The sequence below is a fragment of the Bifidobacterium callitrichos genome (assembly GCF_008698085.1).
Taxonomy (GTDB): domain Bacteria; phylum Actinomycetota; class Actinomycetes; order Actinomycetales; family Bifidobacteriaceae; genus Bifidobacterium; species Bifidobacterium callitrichos.
On the sequence record NZ_RZJP01000004.1, the window covers coordinates 320,998 to 341,949 of the forward strand.

Consider the following 20,952-nt stretch of genomic DNA (forward strand, 5'->3'; position numbering starts at 1 on the left):
TCAGCTCTACCTCAGCTCGGCACGACCTCACCGAGCACGTCGTCGAACCGGACCGCGTCACCCGGCTTGGCCTGCCGGCGTACGGTTCCCGCGACGGGCGCGGCGATTTCGGTCTCCATCTTCATCGCCTCGACCACGACCACCGGATCGCCCGCGGCGACGGTCGCGCCGTCGTCGGCAAGCCAGCGCACCACCGTGCCGGTGATCGTCGAGACGATCGCGCCGGCGGGGCGGGCGGTGCTGTCGGGGAAGCCCGAGGCCTCGGAAGGATTGCCGGACGGACCGCCGGAAATACCGCCGGCCCGATTCGCGGCCGCAAGCAGTCCCGCAAGACCTGCGGTTTCGGCGGTTCCACCGACGGCTGATCCGGACAATGACCCCGTCAGGGCATCCGCCATCCCGACGAGTCCGGCCAGTCCGGCCGGCACGCCGAGTCGCATGCGTTTACCGTCGAGTTCGATCCACATCGTCACGTTCCTCGGCGCGACGCCGCGTGACTTCGGCGAACCGCTCGCCAGCGTGGCGGCGTCGACGTGAGGCAGCAGCACCTCCTCGATCCAGCGCGTGTACACGCGGAACGCGTCCGGCTCGCCTTCGCCGCCGTCACTTTCGCCGCCGTCCGCGATCGCCGTGAAATCAGGGTCGGCGAGCACCCGCTCGTCGAACGCCTTGACCGTCGGCACGCCGTCGATCCTGAGCTCGGCCAGCGCGCGGCGGGCGCGCACGAGACACTCCTCGCGCGTCGGAGCCCAGACGATGAGCTTCGCAAGCATCGAATCGAACTGATCAGGCACGATCGAGCCGGCCGCAACCCCCGTATCGAAACGGACGCCCGGACCGCTCGGCGTGCGCAACGATTCGACGACACCCGGGAACGGCACGAACCCGCGCGACGGATCCTCCGCGTTGATACGGAACTCGATCGCGTGCCCGTGCGCCGGAATCGGAGTGATCGCGCCAGCGGGGGAGTCGCCGAACACGCCCGTCGCCTTGGCGATCACCTCGCCGACTGACGCGCCCTCGGCGATCGCGAACTGCGCGGCGACCAGATCGACTCCGGTCGTCACCTCGGTGACCGGATGCTCGACCTGGATGCGCGTGTTCACCTCCATGAACGACATCGTGCCGTCCGGATCGACCAGAAACTCCACGGTCCCCGCGCTCGCGTACCCGGCGCGCTCGCAGATCGCGACCGCCGCCCGCTCGAGTCGCGTCGTCGTCTCCGGCGACAGGAACGGCGCCGGAGCCTCCTCGATGAGCTTCTGATTGCGACGCTGCAGTGAGCAGTCGCGCGTGCCCACCGCCACGACCCGTCCGTCCAGATCGCCCAGCACCTGCACCTCCACGTGACGCGGGCGGGCGAGGAACCGTTCGATGAAGCAGTCGCCGTTACCGAACGCCACCTCGGCCTCATGCGTGGCCGACAGGAACGCCTCCTCGACGTCCTTCAGCTCATGAACGACCTTGAGTCCGCGACCGCCGCCGCCGTACACGGCCTTGATGGCCAGCGGCAGACCGTGCTCGCGCGCGAAGGCGACCACCTCCTTCGGATCGTGGACGGGTGCGGTGGTGCCGGGGGCCATCGGCGCGCCCACTTCGGCCGCGATGCGCCGCGCCTCCACCTTGCTGCCGAGCATGCGGATGGTGTCCGGGCTCGGCCCGATCCACGTCATCTCCGCGTCGATCACCGCCTGCGCGAAATCGGCGTTCTCGGACAGGAAACCGTACCCGGGGTGCACGGCGTCGGCGTGGGCCTTGCGCGCCGCCGCGACGATCGCCTCGATGTTGAGATAGGTGTCCTTCGATGTCTCGCCGCCCAGCGCGTACGCTTCGTCGGCGAGGTGCACGAACAGCGCGTCGGCGTCCGGATCGGCGTACACGGCGATGGCCGTACGCCCGGTGTCATGGCACGCGTGGATGATGCGGACCGCGATCTCGCCACGGTTGGCGATGAGGATTCGATTGAGACGCATGTCATGCGGTCCTTTCCGGGAATGCTGGTGATTGGGGGAGCGTTTGTGATTGGGACGGTGTTAATGGTGTTGGCGGTGGTGCCTGTGTTGGCGATTGCGGCACGAACCGTATCCGCGCGCCGGGCGGCAGCTGCCCCGCGAGGTCGAGCGACGCGCGCGTCAGCACGGCGATGACCGGGTAGCCGCCCGTGACTGGCTGATCGCGCAGGAACAGCACCGGCTGGCCGCTGGTCGGCACCTCGATCGCGCCGGGAAGCGTGGCCTCGCTGGCCAGTTCCCGGGAATCCAAGCGTTGCAGCGATCGCGCGCCTTCGAGTCTGAGGCCCACGCGATTCGAACGTGCGGTCACGGTCCACTCCTGATCGAGGAACGTGGCGATGCCATCGGCCGTGAACCAGTCGTCGCGCGGTCCCATCGTGACGGTGAGCGTCGTAACGGAACCGTCGATGCGGGGCAGGTCGTCCGGCCACGGTTCGGGGAGTCCGACGGTGGCTGGACAGTCGCAACTGGATGTGGAAGGTGTGCTGATTCGTATTGCCAGCAGCTGTTCGGGGTGCAGGGGTTGGGGGCCTAGGTGGCTCATGGTGTCGGTCGAGGCGGAGTTGAGGATCTTGGGGACGTCGAATCCGCCGCGCACGGCCAGATAGTCGCGGAATCCCGCGCGGGGCGTGCCGATCGTCAGGGTTTCGCCGTCGCGTAGCAGGAACGCCTCCTGCTGAGTGATATGGAACGTGGTTGGATAGCCCGTTGCGGAGACGATACCTGCCATGTCGATGGTGTCCGTTCCGGAAATGGTGATGTCGACGGGTGCGCCGGCCACGGCGACGGTCAGATCGCCGTGCGCGACGAACGAGGCGTCGCCGCCCGTGATTTCGATCACTGGCGTGCCGGCGGGATTGCCCACCAGATTGTTCACCAGACGGAACGCTCGACGATCCGCGGCACCTGAACCGGTGACGCCCATCCGTGCGGCGTCGCGCCCCTCATCCTGGAAGGTGCTCAGCATGCCGGGATTGCGCACCTCCAGAGCCGCGACTGCAGGAACCACCGAGGACGCGTCGGAGCATGTGACGTGCGCGGTGTGTGCGATGTGGTTCTGGCGATGGCCGTCCGAAGTGGGTGATGCGGTCGTCGAGTCACCGACGGGCCCTGCTTCGACGGAGTGCGGACGCGCATCGCTCTGTTCAGGCTGCTGCACAATCGCGTGGTCGGTACGATCGAGCCTGACCTGCGCGCGGACCGGCGTGAATCGCACGGTATCCGCGGGGCTGAGCAGGGCAGGGGGAGTCGCACTCTCGTCCCACATCGGCGTATCGGTCGTGCCGATCAGCTGCCAGCCGCCCGAACTACTGCGCGGGTACACGCCGGAGAACGTGCCGGCCAGTCCGACGGCACCCGCGGGAACGGCCAGTCGGGGCGATGTTCTACGTGAAACATCGAAGATCGGGTCGCCGCCGGTCAGATAGTCGAATCCGGGGGCGAACCCACCGAACGCCACCGTCCACGGGTGTCCGCTATGCCGGGCGACGACCTCCGATTCGCTCACGCCGAGCATTCGCGCCACATTACTCAGGTCCTCGCCGTCGTACACGACCGGGATCTCGACGACCCGCGTCGACCCGGCATGCAGGGGAGGGGTGTCCAGACGGGCGATGGCATCGCACAAGCAAGCGCGGAAACCGTGCGGGTGAGTATCTCCCGCGGCATTACTCGCGGCACCAGTGCTACTCGCGTAACCGCCCGCGTCCACATGAGTCGTATAGCCGGACATGGGCGCAGTGCGGTCCGACTTCCGGTGTGCGGACACGTGAAACATCGCTTCAGCAAGAGGATCGTAGGAGACCAGCACCGTACGCGCCGCCGGCAGCAGCCCGGTCACATACCGCCACACAGAGTCATCGCCGCTGCCGCCGACCGCAGCCGTCACCGCCCGGTCGATCGCCGCGTACAGACGCAACGTGGCGTCGAGATCGGCGAGTTCGACCAGCACCGCCGCGTCCCCGCACGGCAGAAACCGGACATTCGTCGCGTTCATCGTCAGCCTCCGCCCGTCAATTTCGTTAATCCGTTAATCCGTTAGTTTCGCCAGGTTCGTCAGTCTCGCCAGTGCATCGGGTTCGCCAGTGCGTCCATCAGTCCGCCGTGAACGCGCGCACCGTCACGCCGTCGGCGATCAGGCGCTCGCGGATCGCATGCGCCATCGCGACCGCGGCCGGCGAGTCGCCGTGCACGCACACCGAATCGGCCGCGATCGGCACCACGGTCCCGTCGATCGCGACGACCGTGCCATCCAGCACCATGCGCGAGACGCGTTCCGCCACGACCGCGGGATCGCTGATCACCGCGCCAGGCAGCCGACGCGAGACCAGCGTGCCCTCCGGCGTGTATGCGCGATCGGCGAACGCCTCGTGAAACACGCGCAATCCCGCGGTTTCGGCGATACGCCCGACCGCCGAACCGGGAAGCGTCAGGATGCCCAGTTCGGGATCGATCCCACGAATCGCCTCCACCACGGCACCGGCCTGCGCCTCGTCGGCCACGATGCGGTTGTACAGCGCGCCGTGCGGCTTGACGTACGACACGTGCGTGCCCGCCGCGCGGGCCATGCCCTCCAACGCCGCCAGCTGGTACATCACGTCGGCCGTCAGCTCGTCCGGCGTCTCGTCGACATAACGCCGACCGAATCCGGCCAGATCGCGGTAGGCGACGTGCGCGCCCACCGCGACGCCGTTCGCAGCCGCGTTCGCGAGCGTGCGACGCATCACGCTCGGGTCCCCCGCATGGAATCCGCACGCGATGTTCGCGCTCGACACCACCGTCAGCAGCGCCTCGTCGTCGCCCAGCCTCCAGCGGCCGAAACTCTCGCCCATATCGCTGTTCATGTCGATGTTCGTCATGATCGCCACGCCTTTCGTCTCGTTTGCCGTCTCGATTGCACCCGACTCGTGAATCCCATCTCACACCATGTAGTCGAGGTCGCGCTTCGACGTGATCAGCATGTGCCCCGGAGCGTGCGTGATCGCGAACGCCGGCCGCGACGCCATCACCGCCGCCTGCGGGGTCACGCCGCACGCCCAGAACACCGGGATGTCGCCTTCCTCGAGAATCGGCGCATCGCCGTAATCGGGGTGATCGAGGTCGTCGATGCCGATGGCCTCCGGATCGCCGACGCATACCGGCGCGCCGTGCACCGACGGATAGTAGCCGGAGATGCGCACCGCGTCGGACACCTGGCGCGAGGGGATGCCGCGCATCGAGACGACCATCGTCGAATGGAACCGGCCCGCGGATGCGCACGGGATCGACGTGTCGTACATCGGCACGTTGCGGCCGGCCGTGATGTGCCGGACCGGCACGCCCGCCTCCATGAGCGGGAACTCGAACGTGAAACTGCATCCGATGACGAACGTGACCAGATCGTCACGCCAGTAGTCGGTGATGTCGGTGGTTTCGGCGACCAGTTCGCCGTGATCCCACACGCGGTACAGCGGCACGTCGGTGCGGATGTCCGCGCCGGGGCAGGTGGCCGGTTCGGTGACGCCCGCCTCCATCACCTCGAGCAGCGGGCATGGTTTCGGATTGCGTTGGGCGAACAGCAGGAAATCGAAGGCGAGCTCCTTGGGCAGGATCATGAGATTCGCCTGTGCGTAGCCCTTCGCGATGCCGCACGTCGGGCGCACGAGACCGCCGCGAAAGGCGAGTCGCGCCGCCTCGGGCGTCGAATCCGCGTCGAGATCGAGCGATGCGGCGGTCGATGGCGCATGCGGTTCAGACATCGTGTCCGATTCCTTCGTGTCCGATTCCGCGTCCTGCCTTGTATCCTTCATGGCTTCCCTCCTGCTGGATCTATGTATCCGTCACCCTACCGCCGCCATGCATTACGCTTCGCTCCCGTTTGTGACGCGCCGATTACCGGCGTGCAACGCGATGTGCCCGATTCGAAACATCGCGTGGTTAGGTTTGGTCGCACAACGTGCGTATACGGAAAACGAGAGGAGAGGATGGTTCGCATGGCTTCCATCGTGTTGGCAATGGGCAACGGCAAGGTGCTGTTCGGTGGTGGCGATGTCGCCGACATCGCGGCCGTCCCCGATAGGGATCTCATCACGCTGGTCGATCCGGAGGGGCTCAATATCAACGCGTTCGACCTGAGCGTGCTGCGCGGCGACGGCATCTTCGAGGCGACCACCGTGTGGAAGGGCTACCCGATCTCGCTGGAGAACCATCTTCGCCGTCTCGCGCACTCCGCCGCGCTGATGGACATGCCGGTGCCGAACATCGCGGCGTTCACGCGCGCCGTGGATCTGGTCATCGCCGCGTACGACGATCCCGAACCCGGTCCACTGCTGCGCATCATCGTCTCGCGCGGACTCGATCCCGACACCGGTGTGGGCAAGGCCTCCGACGGCACGCCCACGGTGTTCATCTTCCTCGACGCCAAGGGGTCGCTGCACGAGATCGACCCGATCACCATGGCCTCGATGACGCGCGGCTACCCGTCCGACATCACCTCGCGCGCGCCGTGGCTGCTCAATGGCGCGAAGACCCTGAGCTACGCGTTCAACTGCGCCGTGCATCGCGAGTGCGCGCGTCGCGGCGTCGGCGACGCGGTCCTGTTCACCGAGGATGGCTTCACGCTCGAATGCCCGAACTCGTCGATCGTCGCCCGCTACGGTGACACGTTCGTCACCCCCGATCCGTCGATCGGCATCCTGAACGGCACATCGCAGCGTGAACTGTTCGCGTGGGCGATCCAGGAGGGCAGTCGGATTGAATACCGCAAACTGCCGATCGCCGAACTACGCGAGGCCGATCGCCTGTACATGACGCACGGCGGCTGGGTCATCCCCGTCAACGAGCTCGACGGCCGTGCGCTCGACTACGATCCGGCCGAGATCGTCGCGATCAACGACGCGATCCACACCGGCCGCACCCACGACGACGCCCTCACCATCGGTCCGCAGTGAATGCGGATCATGTATCGGGTGCCATCGATCTCCATCCTCGGGATTCCATGCGCAAGTGCCACTGAACGCGAATAACTGCAGAAATCGCGTTGAATGGCACGATTCACTGCCGCTCAACGCGATTTCGAGTGTTTTTCGCGCTGAGCGGCAGTCGACCACGCGCCGACGTTCAATCGCCATTGTTGACGATACGTCAAAACGGCTATTTTTCAATGATTTGATCAATGGCGATGCGATGATTCACGCCGATTCGACGCCCGCTGCTGCCGCACAACGCGAAAAACAACGAAAATCGCGTTACGCGGCACGAATATCTGCCACTCAATGCGATTATGGATGGTTTTCGCGTTACGTGGCAGCGTATCGTGCCGCTCAACGCCACGCAATGCGATTTCGCACGATTTTCTCGTTCAGTGACACCTAGGTGAAGGAGCATGCGGACGGAAGACGGCGGATGGCAGATGGCCGGTGCAACGACCGCGTCCGTGCCGTTGCGGTAAGGTTGGGATTATGAGTGAAACGAACGGCACCACGACGAACGGCAACGCAAACAACGCCGGCACCGGCAGCGGCAATGACAACGAAGGCGGCGACTGGCTGAGCGCCAGCGTCACCCGCAATCCCGGCGAACACGCGACGGTCATCGACTCCGAGCAGGTCTCCGACGATCCCGAAACCGCCCTGACCGTGGCCAAGATCAAGGCGTTGCGCCAGTCCATCGACAACGTCGACACGGCCATCGTCTCCCTGCTCGCCGAACGGTTCAAGTACACGTCCCAGGTGGGCGTGCTCAAGGCCCGCGCCGGCTTCGCGCCCGCCGACTACAAGCGTGAGGACTACCAGATCGAGCGACTGCATCGCATCGCCGTCGGTGCCGGACTCGATCCGGACATCGCGGAGATGTACCGCGAGTTCGTCGTCACCGAGGCGAAGAAGCGTCACCAGCGCATCGCCGACGCGGGCGGCGATCCGGGCGTCCTCGACGTCTTCGCCTGAGACGAGACGAGGCCAGATGAGGAGGCCGATATCCGGTCTTATTCGCGCGTGCGTCTCGGCCTGCGCGCTCGCCATCGCGTCGTCGCTGGCGTTGGGCGGTGCTATCGGCATCGATGCCGCCGCCCAACGTGCCGCGATCCCCTCGATCGACGGCGCCAGCGTCTTCACCGTGATCGATGACGACGGCGACCCTGGAGACCTGTTCCTCGTCGATGCCGGGGATTCCTCGGCATCCGGCTCCGGCCGATCGCTCGCCGTCACACAGGTCGAAGCCGGCAAACGTGCGATCCCGCTCGACGTGGACGTCACCTATTCCCTCGACGGGCCGAATGTGGACCGCGCCGCGATCTCCGGCGCCACCGGCGTCGTCGGCGTGCATATTCAGATCCACGAAACCCTCCTCGACGATCTGGCCGACGCAGGATCCGACGATTCCGGGCGATTCCTCATCGTCTTCACCGTGCCGACGCGCGTGGCTGACGACCTGACCGTCAGCACCGACAGTTCGATCATCGGCACGCAGGGCTCGAACACGCTCGTCGCCGCAGTCGCGCGCGTGGGGGAGCAGATCGACTGCTACATGAACGCGAAGAAGTTCACGATGGGGCAGATCGCCGTTGTCTCCGCGCAGGGGTCTTCAGGCGATTCCGCCACAGCCGCGCTCGCCGCCGAAGCACAGGCGATGGGCAACGGTTCGGCGACGTTCCGCCAGCCGGGGGATTCGGCCGGCAAGGCATCCGGCACGACGGGCGAAGGCTCCGCGTCGACCAGTCGATACCAGCATCTCATCGACCAGCTCACCACGCTGCGCGATCTCGAACGCTCGCTCGCATCGAGCGAAATCGCCAGCAAACAGGCCGATTACGACAAAGCGTTCCACACCTACATGGCCGCCTACGTCGGCTCGTACACGAATCACCTGTCCGGTTCGATCGGTTCATCCACGCAGCTGACCGCACTGATGGGCACCGCCGGCGAGCTGAGCGGCGACACCCCGCTCGCCAAGGCCGTGCTCGGCGAGGCGAACGCCACCGACGCGCTCGCCTCCGCGCACCAGCACACGGGAGCGGCCGACGCGATCGACCAGGTGATCCGCATGGTCCGCGCGCAGGGGGTCGATGGTCTCGCCGACACGCTGCGTCGACGCGCCGGAGAGGAGGAGACCGAAGGCGCCAAGGAGTACTCGGCCGGCCAATCGCAGCTTTCACAGGCGATGATCCCGTATTCGATGGCCTATACCGACGCGTACACGAAGCATCTGAGCACGCTGACCGGTGGCACATCCGCCGACGCGGCATCGCATCTCGACGAGGCGCTTGCCGAAACGGACAAGGAGTTCGCCGCCGGTGGCGCGCATGCCGCGGATGCCGGCAAGGTCGATGCCGCGCTTACGGCTCTCGCCTCCGCGCGTGAGCGCACCGGTGCGGCCGCAGCCTACCGTCAGATCACGCTCCGATTCGCCGACGAGTTGAGCGGCGTGGGCGTGGCCTCGGGTGCCGGGACGTCCGATACTACGGGATCGGACGTTTCCGGTGGGAATTCAGGCTTCGGAACGTTGGAACCTGTAGGATCGGACGGGTCGCTTGCGGCTCGTGCCGAGGTCAGGCGCCTGCGCAAGCTGGCCGATGCCGAGCGCAGGGCCGCCAAGGCGTCCTCCGGCGATGTGACCACCACCGTGGTCGACGAAACCGCCGCTAAAGCCGATGCGAGCGATGTGATGAAGTTCGCCGGAGGCATTCCTGGCGCCGGTGGCACGAGCGGTGCCTCGGGGAAAAAGTCGGGTGTGGACGAGAGCAAGGGCACTGCCGATTCGGCCACCACCTCGGGTAAGTCCGGGGGCGGCAACGAAGACAAGGACACTGCCGGGACCGCGGCGAACCGGCTGTCGCCGTACTTCGGCATGGTCGGCATGGATCCCGGTCCGATGCTGGTCGTAGACACCGACGAGCTCATCAACGACACCACCGTGATCAGCGATGCCGGAGCACTCATCGCCTCCGCCCTCGATCAGGGCGCCGACAGGTTGCTGTCCGCCGGTGCCAGCGCAGGCAACGCCGGCGCCGCCGTCACCAGCTTCCTTATCGTCGAACCGGGAATCTGACGCTGCCAATTTCAGCGACGGGTCATGTCCTCCTCGATCTCCTCGAGGGACTTGCCCTTGGTCTCGGGCACGAAGCGAAGCACGAACGGGATCGACAGCAGCGAGAACACGCCGAAGATCGCGAACGGACCACCCACGTTGTTGCCGAACGCGGCGAGGAGCATCAGGAAGAACTGGGAGACGATGAAGTTGCCCAGCCAGTTCGCGGCCGAACCGAAGGAGGAGCCGATGCCGCGCACGGACAGCGGGAAGATCTCACCGATCAGCACCCAGGCGATCGGGCCCCACGAGACCGCGAATCCGACGATGTAGATCGCGATGAGGACCATGGTCGGGATGGCGAGCACCGACACATCGCCCACGAAGTTCATGATGGAGAGCACGGCGAGCGAGACGGTCATCACGATGGAGCCGAAGATCAGCAGCTTCTTGCGCGGGAACTTATCCATGATGAGCGTCGCGACGATCGTGGAGGCGAAGTTGACCACGCCGATGCCGACGGACACCCAGATCGCGTCGGCCTCGGGGAAGCCGAAGCCCTTGATGAACACCTGCGGGAGGAAGTAGATCACCGAGTTGATGCCGACGAGCTGCTGGAAGAGCATGATGCCGACGGCGGCGAGCAGGGCCGGACGGGCGATGCGGAACAGCTCACGCACGCCACCCTTGGTGTCCTGAGCGGCGACCTCCCTGATCTCGTCGAGCTCGAGCTGCACCTGCGCCTGATCGACGTCCTTGCGGATAAGGGTAAGGACCTTGAACGCGTTGCGGATATCGCCCTTGTTGACGAGGTAGCGCGGGGATTCGGGAAGCACGAGGCCGCCGATGAGCAGCAGTGCGGCCGGCACGAGCGCCGAGCCGAGCATCCAGCGCCAGTCGCGCACGCCCAGCAGGTTGTGGCTGAGGAAGCTGAGGTTGGAGGCGTAGGCGAGCAGGATGCCGAACGTGATCATCAGCTGGAAGAGCGTGGAGAGCGATCCGCGGCGCTCCTTCGGGGCGAGCTCGGCGAGATACGCCGGGGTCAGGGCGGATGCGGCGCCGACCGCGAGGCCGAGGATGATACGCGCGGCGACCATCATCAGGAATCCGGTGGCGGTGGCGCACAGACCGGAGCCGAGCAGGAACAGGATCGCGGAGACGATGAGCAGCTTCTTGCGTCCGAATCGATCGGACAGCGCGCCGATCGACAGAGCGCCGGCGCACGAGCCGATGAGCACGGACGAGGTGATGAAGCCGGTCTGCGAGACCGTCAGACCGAAATCCGATTCGATGAGCGGGGATGCGCCGGAGATGATGCCCGTGTCGAAGCCGAAGAGCATGCCGCCGAGCGCGCCGAACGTGAAGATGAAGGCGCTGTTGAGCGGCCAGCGCGTGGACCAGGTGGGCTTCTCATGCTCCGCGACCGCGCTTACCGCGTCGTCCAGAGTCGTGCCGGTTGTGTGCGGGGTGCTTATGGCACCGCTTACGATGCCATCCGTGATGTTCGATGTCGTCATTGTCGTCCTTTCGTCGTTCCATCCATCGCCGTCGATGAGGTTGCCGCAACAACGAAGAAAGACCTGAGACGGCGTAGGCCGACGCCGCGAGGCTGCAAACGGATGCACACGGTGATTTCCTACGCCGACCCAGGTCTTGCCTCGATGGAGTAACAACCCTGCAATTTCCGCACTGACCATCTTCACTGCCCGTGGTCTGTGCGTTGTCGGTGACTCCAACGATACGACCAGAGAGAGGTTCGACACGCCGTAAAACGCGATTTTCAGAAAACGATTACCCGTTTCGTTACATGGGTTTTACCGTGCGCGTTCACATCGCCTGTGGGTGTCGGTGCCGTCGCTACACGGCTTTCTGCGGTCGCGTGGTAGTGCCGTTTTGCCGGCAAATGGCGTAGAACGCGAAGTGGCCCCCGAATCCGTGTGTATACGGATTCGGGGGCCACTATGAATTGCTGGCTGCTAACTACTCCTCAGTCCCGCTTTGCGGGCCAGCTCGTCCCGCAATTAAGGACGCGCTGCGCGCGCGATGCACCAGCTCGCCTGTCGGCTCGCACGTTGCCTACAAACAGCTCTGCTGTTTGCTTCACAGCAACGTCCTGACAAGGGGAGCCAAGGATGGTCACGGAGAGCGCTAGTTGCGCGGCTTCTTGGCCGGCGGCTCGCCGAGCTCGCTGTCCTCGACGATGACGTCGACGGCGGCCTCGGTCTCGGCCTTGGCGGTCTGCGCGGCGGCCTTGGCGGCTTCGGCCGTGGTCTTCACGGCCTTCGCGGCGGCGGCAAGGGCGGCGAAGTTGATCTTGCCGACCACGCGACCGGCCTCGGCGATGTCATCGAGCGCACCGGAGAGCGACTCGCGCACATCGTCGGCCACGCCCAGCGTGACGGACAGGATCGGGGTCTTCATCGAGACCTTGGCCTTGGACTTGATGCCACGCAGCGCGGCCAGCGTCTCACCGGCATGGGTGAGCAGCTCCGGGGCGACCTTGAACGCGGCGGCCTTGTACACGTCCGGGGTCGGCCATGCGGCGCGGTGCACCGAACCGGCGTGCATCCAGCTCCACACCTCCTCGGTGGCGTACGGCAGGTACGGGGCGAGCAGGCGGGTGAACGCGTCGAGGCCGAGGCCCAGCGCGGTGCGCGCGGACTTCACCGCGGCCTCGCTCGGCACGTGGCCGGTCGCGTCGGCGGTGCCGTAGGCGCGGTTCTTGACCAGCTCGATGTAGTCGTCGCAGAACTGCCAGAAGTAGTTCTCGATCGCCTCAAGCGCCTTGGAGTGCTCGTAGGCGTTGAGCGCGGCGGTCGCCTCGCGCACGACCAGCGCCATCTTCGCCATCGCGGCGCGATCGAGCGGCTCGGTCACGTCGGCCGGGTTCCAGATGATCGTCTCGGAGTCGGAGACGTGATGGTTCTCGTCCTCGCGGCCGATCGCCAGCGCGAACTTCGTCGCGTTGAGCAGCTTGATCGCAAGGCGACGGCCGATCTTCATCTGGCCCTCGTCGTACGTGGCGTCGAGGCCGAGACGCGCGGCGGCGGCCCAGTAGCGCACCGCGTCGGCGCCGAACTGCTCGATCGGCTTGTTCGGCACGACGACGTTGCCCTTGGACTTCGACATCTTCTTGTGGTCCGGGTCGAGGATCCAGCCGGAGAGCGTGGTGTGCTCCCACGGCAGGCACTTGTTCTCGAGGTGCGCGCGATCCACGGAGCTGAACAGCCAGGTGCGGATGATGTCCTGACCCTGCGGGCGCAGATCCATCGGGAACGTGGCCTTGAACAGGGCCTGGTTCTCCTCGCCGGGCTCCTCCCAGCGGGTCACGATCTGCGGGGTGAGCGAGGAGGTCGCCCACGTGTCCATGATGTCCTTCTCGGCCGTGAAGCCGCCGGGCACGTCGCGCTGCGACTCGTCGAAGCCCTCCGGCACGTCGGTCGTCGGGTCGATCGGCAGGCGATCCTCGGACGGGGTGATCGGGTGGTCGTAATCCGCGGAACCGTCCTCGCGAACCGGGTACCACAGCGGGAACGGGACGCCGAAGAAGCGCTGGCGGGAGATCAGCCAGTCGCCGTTCAAGCCATGGACCCAGTTCTCGTAGCGCACGCGCATGAAGTCGGGGTGGAACTTGAGCTCGCGGCCGCGCTCGATGAGCTCGGCGTTCAGCTTCTCGTCCGTGCCGCCGTTCTTCAGGTACCACTGGCGGGAGGTGACGATCTCGAGCGGCTTGTCGCCCTTCTCGTAGAAGTTCGTCATACGCTTGGTCGGAGTCGGCTCGCCGTCGAGGTCGCCGGACTCGCGCAGGTGGTCGACGATGATCTTGCGGGCGGAGAACGTGGTCTTGCCTTCGGTCTCCTCGAAGATCGCCTTGCCGTCCTCGTCGGTGATCCAGTCCGGCACGCTCGCGATGATGCGGCCGTTGCGCTGGATGATCGGACGGGTCGGCAGGTTCAGGTCACGCCACCATTCGACGTCGGTCACGTCGCCGAAGGTGCAGCACATCGCGATGCCGGCGCCCTTGTCCATCTCGGCGGCCGGGTGCGCGAGGATCGGCACCTTCACCTTGAACAGCGGGGAGTAGACGTACTGGCCGAAGTACTTCTTGTAGCGATCGTCGTCCGGGTGCGCGATCAGCGCGCCGCAGGCGGCCAGCAGCTCCGGGCGGGTGGTCTCGATGTAGATCGGGGTGCCGTCCTCGAAGCGGAAGGCGACCTTGTGGTAGAAGCCCGGGTATTCGCGGCTTTCGAGCTCGGCCTGGGCCACGGCGGTCTGGAAGGTCACGTCCCACAGACCCGGGGCGTCCTTCTGATAGGCCTCGCCGCGCGCGAGATTGCGCAGGAACGCCTTCTGGGCCACGCGGCGTGGATGCTCGCCGATGGTGTGGTAGGTCTGCGACCAGTCGATTGACAGACCCAGCTTGCGCCACAGCGCCTCGAACAGCTTCTCGTCCTCGGCGGTGAGCTTCTCGCACAGTTCGATGAAGTTCTGACGCGAGCAGGGCACCTGGTCCTTCGCGTCGATCTTCTTGCCGTCGGTGCCTTCGAACGGCGGCTTGAAGTCGGGATCGTACTTCAGGGAGGTGTCGACGCGCACGCCGTAGTAGTTCTGCACGCGGCGCTCGGTCGGCAGGCCGTTGTCGTCCCAGCCCATCGGGTAGAAGACGTCGTAGCCCTGCATGCGCTTGAATCGGGCGATGACGTCGGTATGCGTATAGGAGAACACGTGACCGACGTGCAGGTGGCCGGAGACGGTGGGCGGCGGGGTGTCGATGGAGTACACGGCCTTGCGGTCGCGCGTGTTGTTGAACTTGTACGTGCCCTGCTCGTCCCAGACGGCACGCCACTTGTCTTCGAGACCGTCGACGCCCACGCGGTCCGGCAGCGGGGTCAGGTTGGCGGTGATGGATTTGGCTTCAGTCATACAGGCGAGTCTATGCAGAATCGGTGACAATACTGGGTTCCCGCCTTACGCGCTTCACTTGCGCGCCAGATCGGCGAGCGACAGTCGATCGTCGGCCATCGCGGCCGTGTATCCCTCGATCCTTGTCGACGCCGCGATCGTGACCTTGCGCGCGTACAGCCAGTCGCTCGCCGCGTCCTCGCTGATCGTGCGCGCGTACGTTTTGAGCCCGTTCGCGTAGGCGTCCTGACTGGTCGCGCCGACGGCGGCCTCATACTGCTGCTGCGCGGTCGCGTTCGTATAGTGCGAGGCCGATTCCGCGTCGGCGAACGACGCGGTGCCGTCCTCGCCGTCCAGTTCGGTGATCATCATCGTGAACCCGCGCGAGGCGACCCGTTCGGCCAGCTGCGCCTGATCGAGCACCTGCATGTCGACGGCGAGACCCGCGGCGGTCATCTGATCGGCGATGGCGCGGGCGATCGACTCGTATCGCGCCGGCGTGATCAGCGTGAACGTGCCCAGATACCGCGATCCGAAGTAGGCGAGCAGCGATTGGGCCTGCGCCACGTCGTGCGTCAGCGTCGAGGTGAGATCCTCATAGCCCGGCTCTAACGGTCCGATCGGTCCGCCGAGCGGCTTCGAGACATCCGTCCGTCCGTTCAGGATCGCCTGCCTGTCGACGATCATGCGCAGCGACTGTCTCACGCGCGGCATGGACAGAGGGGAGTCGGCGTCGTTGTTGAACAGAAGCGTCACCTTGCGCGTGCTCGCCCCGTCGACGGCCGTGAACGGCGTCGCGCCGCCCTGCGAGTCGGCGGCGATCGTCCTCGCGTTCGCGGGATCGGCCGGCACGGCCATGTCCAGCGAACCCTTCTTCGCCGCCGCGACGAGCGCCGCGTCGTCGGCGAAGTAGCGCAGTCGGATCGTGCCGGTTCGCGCGGTGCGTCCGATGTCGTTCTTACCGCGATCGCCGTCCGTATCGTTCGATCGCGACGCGTACGTCCCGTCCGTGCGCGCGGTCAGGGTGATCGCCTCGCCCTTGGCGAATCGCGAGACGGTGAACGGACCGGAGCCGAGCGCGCGCGTCGTGTAGTCGACGGTCGCCTCGGCGTCGTAGACGATGCCGAGCCGGCCGGAGAGCGTGTACGGCAGCGTCGCATCGGGGTGACTCAACGTGATCCGCACGGTGCGCCGGTCCGGATTCGTGACCGATTCCAGCGCGGCGAACCGTTCGGCCGTACCCGGCCACTTCCCCTCGATCGCCCGTTGCAGCGACGTGACGACGTCGGACGAGTCGAGCCTGTCGCCGTTGGAGAAGGTGAGATCGTCACGCAGCGTGAACGTGAGTGTCTTGGCATCATCGGACGTCTTCCATGACGATGCGACTGCGGCGGTGAGCGTGTTGTCGTCGGCCCGTCCGACGAGCGTCTGATAGACGTTGCCGATCAGCGCGCGATCGAGTTCGGGGGAGTCCGCGGTGCGGATGTCGAGCGTCTGCGGAGCGGCGGAGCCGTTCTGCGGTGTCAGTCCTATGGTCGCCGAGGTCGTTGCGGGAGAGTCGGAGCGCACCACGTTCGACGTATACGGCAGGGTGATGCGATGCGTGGTCACCGACCAGCCGGCCCACACCAGCAGGAACAGCGCGGTGGCGACGGCGAGGAACACGATCCACTGTTTCAGTCCGCTGCGGCCGCTCCGGGCGCGTGACCCGCGTTGCTCGTCGGATGGTCCATCGGGCCGTCCGCCCGCCCGATCGTCCCCGTGATTAGCGTTGTTCATCCCTCTCATGCCGCCCAGTCTAGCGTCCAAGGGTGTATAGGCGTTGTGATGCCTATGCGATAGCGAACGACGGACACGTCTCGCGTAGCGGGCAGTTGCCGCAGTCGGGCTTGCGCGCGTGGCACACGTCGCGTCCGTGGAAGATGAGGCGATGGCTCAGGTCGGTCCAGTCCTCGGGCGGGAAGCAGGCGCAGATCTCCTTCTCGACCGCCACCGGATCCGATTTGGCGATGCGCCAGTCGGAACGCCAGCGCAGGCGGCCGGTCACGCGCATCACATGCGTATCGACCGGGAATCCGGGGATGCCGAACGCGTTGCCGAGCACGACGTTCGCGGTTTTGCGCCCGACCCCGGGCAGGGTCACGAGTTCGTCCATCGTGCGGGGCACACGCCCGCCGAATCGCTCGTCGAGCGCGGCGGCCAGTCCCAGCAGATGCTTCGACTTGGAACGGTAGAAGCCTAAGGGGCGGATGATCTCCTCGACATCCTCGGGGTTCGCCGCCGCAAGATCGGCGGCTTCGGGGTAGCGCGCGAAAAGTTCGGGCGTGACCGTGTTGACGCGTTTGTCGGTGGTCTGCGCGCTCAGCACCGTCGCGATGATGAGCTGCAGCGGATTGGCGAAGTCGAGCGCGCACTTCGGCGCGGGGTAGCGTTCGCACAGGATCGCGTATTCGTCGTGCATGCGTTCGATTCGCGCCCGCTTCGATTCACGTGCCATCGCATACGCTTTCGTCGGTGCCGGTAGTGTCGGCTCTTTTGCCATTATTTCTCTCGTACTCTCTCGCCATGAGGAGGACGGTACTGGCCGAGGGAGCCGGAGAACAATGTGAGATTTCGCTCGATCTGCTGTCCAAAATGTGAGCATCACAAATCGAGTGTCTCACTATTTGGACTTATTGGGTTCACTCATCATCACTCATCAAGAGGCGAGTGCTTGGCGGCGTTCTTGGCGGCCGACTCCTCGGCCTCGTCGTCCGGCGGATCGAAACGGTAGCCGACGTTGCGCACGGTGCCGATGAGATGCTCGTACTCGCCGCCCAGCTTGGCGCGCAGACGACGGATGTGCACGTCGACGGTACGCGTGCCGCCGTAGTAGTCGTAGCCCCACACCTCCTGCAGCAGCTGGGCGCGCGTGAACACGCGTCCGGGGTGCTGGACCAGATACTTGAGCAGCTCGAACTCCTTGTAGGCCAGATCGATCGGACGGCCGTGCAGAGAGGCGGTATAGCCGTTCGTATCCACGATGAGGTCGCCGGAGCGGATCTGACCGTCCTCCGTGGTCACGCCTTTATCGCCGGAACCGGTGGAGGCCGCGGCGGTCGGGGAGTTGCCGCGCTCGGACACCAGTCGCAGTCGGCCCTCCACCTCGGCCGGGGAGGCCGTGGAGACCACCACGTCGGCGATGCCCCACTGCGAGTTGACGACGGTGAAGCCGCCCTCGGTCAGGATCAGCACGATCGGCGTGGACAGGCCGGAGGCATGGATGAGGTTGCACAGGGTCTTGGCCGTGGCGAGATCGTCGCGCGCGTCGAGGAACAGGATCGTGTTCTCCGGCATTTTCACCAGACTGGCCGCATCCATCGGCAGCACGCGCACGCGGTGTGACAGCAGGGCGAGCGAGGGCAGTACCGAAGCGGGATTGCTGGCGAACGTCATCAGCGTCAGATCAGTCACGTCTTGCCCCTCTTCTCTATCGGATTTCTTGGAATGGAAATCATGTTTCGGGATTGGCCGAAAACGGACGGGATGCCATGCGGGCCGTTCGGAAGTGGAACTTTCCGTACATGGAACCCTATGCGAATTCTTCAGCTCATTGTACGCGCATATCGCGGACACATAATGTTCACCTTTGTGATGCGTGGACGTCATGCGAACATCCGCGATGTGCGTTTCGCCGGCACGGGAAGCCGTTCCGCCGTGCATCCACGAGGTGCCATCCCGCATGGTGGGTAGGATTGACGGGAGTCAATAGGTCCGCCCGTGCGTCTGCCGTGGGGCGATCGGGCGACACGTGGGAACGTGGGGAGTGAATCATGAGCGAAGACAGCAAGACGGCATGGTCGACCAAACGCGGGGTGATGCTCGGCGTACAGGTCGGCGTGTACCTCCTGTTCGCCGTATTCGGCGGTATATGGGCCGGTCTGTCGGTCTCCGGTGCCGATGCTGCGGCGAGAGGCGTCGCCGCACTGCCCTCGGGAGTGGCCCCCGCGCTCATCGCCGCGATCCTGCTGGTGCTGTTCTGGTTCCACGCGAACTGGCCGTTCCGCGCGACGATGGTCGACCGCGCGATCGGTGTGATCGTGGGGATCCTGTCCGTGCTCGCCGTTTCTTCGCCGCTTATGTCGATCTACGGTATCTCCGATGAGCTCGCCGGCGACCCGCTGAAGCTGCGCACCTATCCGATGGCGCGATGGGCGGCCGCCGTGGCCGGCCTGCTGGTGTTGCTGACGATCGTCTCGTTCGCGCGTCAGATGGCCCGCGAGAACCGTTCGCACCTGATCCGCGCGCTGTCCCACTGTGTGACCGGCGGCGCCGCATCGATCTCGCTGGCCGGATGGTTCTACCTGCCGTATGTGGCGGTGGCGGGCCGGGCAGCGTTCTCCACGGGCGGTGCGGGCGATTCCGCCGGTGGCGGTGTTTCGGCGAACGGTGGGGTCAGCCCCGCCATGTTCATCGGCGTCGTCGTGGCGATGGCGCTGTTCGCCGTGATCCTCGCCGTCGCCTCCGTATGGTGGCTCGACGAGCTCGACCCCGACCCGAAGACCCGATCCCCGTGGATCGGCGTCGCCCTGCTGCCGGTCATGTTCTACGGCCTCGTCGTCTTCGCCGCAGCTCTCTTCCTCCAGCTCGTATAACGACGCCTCGATCCTATAAGGATCGAGGCGTTCCTCGTGCGGGTATCGCGTCAGAACGCGATCAGACCGAGGTGTTCGAGCAGCACCTTGACGCCGATGATGATGAGCACCACGCCGCCGGCGATCTGCGCCGGCTTCTGCCAGCGTGATCCGAAGACACGGCCGATGTAGATGCCCGCGATCGAGAACAGGGCGGTCACGACACCCATCGACGTGACGGCGAAGGCCACGTTGAGCTGCATGAGGCCGAGGCTCACGCCCACCGCGAATGCGTCGATGCTGCATGCCACGGCGAGCGGCAGCATGTGACGCCAATCGAATTCCGGCGTCTCCTTGGCGTTCTCCTCATCCTCCTCGAAAGCCTCGCGGATCATGTTGCCACCGATGAACGCCAGCAGGCCGAAGATGATCCAGTGATCCACCGCGGTCACATAGGAGGCGAACGCCGCTGCGGCGAAGAAGCCGAGCAGCGGAAACAGCGCCTGGAATCCGCCGAACCACAATCCGCATTTGAGCGCGTCGACGAATCGGGCCTTATGCACGGTCAGACCCTTGCCGATGGAAATGGCGAATGCGTCCATCGCGACGGAAACGGAAATAAGCAACGACTGAACAATCATCGAAATCATGGTGTGCGTCAAATGGGTTCATCCCGATGCCGGCCGATGGCGCGCAACAGTCGCGGTCACGACACGGCGAATCCCACGGGATGGGCCTCGACCAGCGCTCCCACACGCCGCCTACGCCTAGGTGAAATTACAGATGACCAGTGTACCGCCGCATATGGAAAAGCGGCCTTCCGAAATCAATCGGAAAGCCGCTTCAGTCAGCGTTCGTGACGGACGAGATCACTTCGCCGCGTTCGCGAGGCGCTCGCGCGCCTCCTTGATCTCCTTCTCGGCGACGTCCGCGCCGGTCCAGTAGTCGCCGGGCTTGACTTCCTTGCCGGGCTCGAGGGCCTTGTACTGCTCGAAGAAGTGCTTGATCTCCTTGAGGTGGAACTCGTTGACGTCCTTGACGTCCTTGATGTCGTCGTAGCGGACGTCGGCCGGCACACACAGCACCTTGTCGTCGCCGCCCTCTTCGTCCTCCATGTGGTACAGGGCCACGGCGCGGCACTCGATGACGCAGCCCGGGAACACGGAGTTCTTGACCATCACGAGCGCGTCGAGCGGATCGCCGTCCTCACCGAGGGTGCCCTCGATGTAGCCGTAGTCGTCCGGGTAGCCCATGGCGGTGAACAGCTCACGGTCCAGGAAGACGCGACCGGTCTCCTGATCGACCTCGTACTTGTTCTTCGAGCCGCGCGGGATCTCAACCACGACGTTGAAGGTTTCAGCCATAATCGGTTTTCTCCTATCGATATATCGGATGAATCGTCCTAACCACAATACCGCTTA

At 65.5% G+C, this 20,952-nt stretch carries 16 protein-coding genes; 5 read left to right on the forward strand and 11 right to left on the reverse strand.

The features are described from left to right. Window positions 1–11 precede the first annotated feature (11 nt). From EMB92_RS10065 to EMB92_RS10080, 4 genes are all read right to left on the reverse strand, one after another. The gene (locus tag EMB92_RS10065; RefSeq protein ID WP_150394763.1) at window positions 12–1,973 is read right to left on the reverse strand and encodes an acetyl/propionyl/methylcrotonyl-CoA carboxylase subunit alpha; all 1,962 of its coding nucleotides are present in this window, start codon (window positions 1,971–1,973) and stop codon (window positions 12–14) included. A 1-nt stretch (window position 1,974) separates the two neighbouring features. Continuing rightward, the gene (locus EMB92_RS10070; RefSeq protein ID WP_150394764.1) at window positions 1,975–4,008 is read right to left on the reverse strand and encodes a 5-oxoprolinase subunit B/C family protein; all 2,034 of its coding nucleotides are present in this window, start codon (window positions 4,006–4,008) and stop codon (window positions 1,975–1,977) included. A gap of 97 nt (window positions 4,009–4,105) precedes the next feature. After that, a complete protein-coding gene (locus EMB92_RS10075; protein ID WP_150394765.1) occupies window positions 4,106–4,870 on the reverse strand; it encodes a LamB/YcsF family protein in 765 nt (254 codons plus the stop codon). Between the two features lie 60 nt (window positions 4,871–4,930). After that, window positions 4,931–5,749, reverse strand: coding sequence for a putative hydro-lyase (locus tag EMB92_RS10080; RefSeq protein WP_043165979.1), 819 nt, complete (start codon window positions 5,747–5,749; stop codon window positions 4,931–4,933). A 234-nt stretch (window positions 5,750–5,983) separates the two neighbouring features. Here EMB92_RS10080 and EMB92_RS10085 point away from each other — a divergent pair, with 234 nt between their 5' ends. The 4 genes from EMB92_RS10085 to EMB92_RS10100 all read left to right on the forward strand — a co-directional run bounded on the left by EMB92_RS10085 (window position 5,984) and on the right by EMB92_RS10100 (window position 10,037). Further along, window positions 5,984–6,940: an aminodeoxychorismate lyase gene (locus tag EMB92_RS10085; protein WP_150394766.1), complete on the forward strand. Its 957-nt coding sequence runs from the start codon at window positions 5,984–5,986 to the stop codon at window positions 6,938–6,940. 55 nt (window positions 6,941–6,995) lie between these two features. Then, a complete protein-coding gene (locus tag EMB92_RS10090; RefSeq protein ID WP_150394767.1) occupies window positions 6,996–7,364 on the forward strand; it encodes a hypothetical protein in 369 nt (122 codons plus the stop codon). Between the two features lie 86 nt (window positions 7,365–7,450). Beyond that, window positions 7,451–7,936 carry a chorismate mutase gene (locus EMB92_RS10095; RefSeq protein WP_223847692.1) on the forward strand — a complete coding sequence of 162 codons (486 nt, stop codon included), beginning with the start codon at window positions 7,451–7,453 and terminating at the stop codon, window positions 7,934–7,936. Window positions 7,937–7,952: 16 nt separating this feature from the next. Further along, window positions 7,953–10,037, forward strand: a complete 2,085-nt coding sequence (locus EMB92_RS10100) for a hypothetical protein (protein ID WP_150394768.1) — start codon at window positions 7,953–7,955, stop codon at window positions 10,035–10,037. 11 nt (window positions 10,038–10,048) lie between these two features. On the opposite strand, the gene EMB92_RS10105 is transcribed toward EMB92_RS10100, so the two are convergent. The 5 genes from EMB92_RS10105 to EMB92_RS10125 form a co-directional block, all read right to left on the reverse strand. Then, a complete protein-coding gene (locus EMB92_RS10105) occupies window positions 10,049–11,533 on the reverse strand; it encodes a sugar porter family MFS transporter (protein WP_317908933.1) in 1,485 nt (494 codons plus the stop codon). A 631-nt stretch (window positions 11,534–12,164) separates the two neighbouring features. After that, window positions 12,165–14,939, reverse strand: a complete 2,775-nt coding sequence (gene valS, locus EMB92_RS10110) for a valine--tRNA ligase (protein WP_150394769.1) — start codon at window positions 14,937–14,939, stop codon at window positions 12,165–12,167. Window positions 14,940–14,993: 54 nt separating this feature from the next. Then, on the reverse strand, window positions 14,994–16,697 hold the full coding sequence (locus EMB92_RS10115) for an ABC transporter substrate-binding protein (RefSeq protein ID WP_223847693.1): 1,704 nt from the start codon (window positions 16,695–16,697) through the stop codon (window positions 14,994–14,996). 52 nt (window positions 16,698–16,749) lie between these two features. Continuing rightward, complete coding sequence (gene nth, locus EMB92_RS10120; protein ID WP_190973650.1) at window positions 16,750–17,415, reverse strand: endonuclease III; 666 nt, start codon at window positions 17,413–17,415, stop codon at window positions 16,750–16,752. A 194-nt stretch (window positions 17,416–17,609) separates the two neighbouring features. Beyond that, window positions 17,610–18,353: a winged helix-turn-helix transcriptional regulator gene (locus tag EMB92_RS10125; protein ID WP_181281165.1), complete on the reverse strand. Its 744-nt coding sequence runs from the start codon at window positions 18,351–18,353 to the stop codon at window positions 17,610–17,612. Between the two features lie 377 nt (window positions 18,354–18,730). Here EMB92_RS10125 and EMB92_RS10130 point away from each other — a divergent pair, with 377 nt between their 5' ends. Then, window positions 18,731–19,552 (forward strand): hypothetical protein, encoded by an 822-nt coding sequence (locus EMB92_RS10130; protein WP_150394771.1) that lies wholly within the window; start codon window positions 18,731–18,733, stop codon window positions 19,550–19,552. Between the two features lie 50 nt (window positions 19,553–19,602). Here the strand turns inward: EMB92_RS10130 and EMB92_RS10135 are convergent, their stop codons facing one another. Then, the gene (locus EMB92_RS10135) at window positions 19,603–20,181 is read right to left on the reverse strand and encodes a manganese efflux pump MntP (RefSeq protein ID WP_107043832.1); all 579 of its coding nucleotides are present in this window, start codon (window positions 20,179–20,181) and stop codon (window positions 19,603–19,605) included. Between the two features lie 219 nt (window positions 20,182–20,400). Continuing rightward, entirely contained in the window at window positions 20,401–20,895 is a 495-nt protein-coding gene (locus EMB92_RS10140) for an inorganic diphosphatase (RefSeq protein WP_150394772.1), read from the reverse strand. Between the last annotated feature and the right edge of the window lie 57 nt (window positions 20,896–20,952).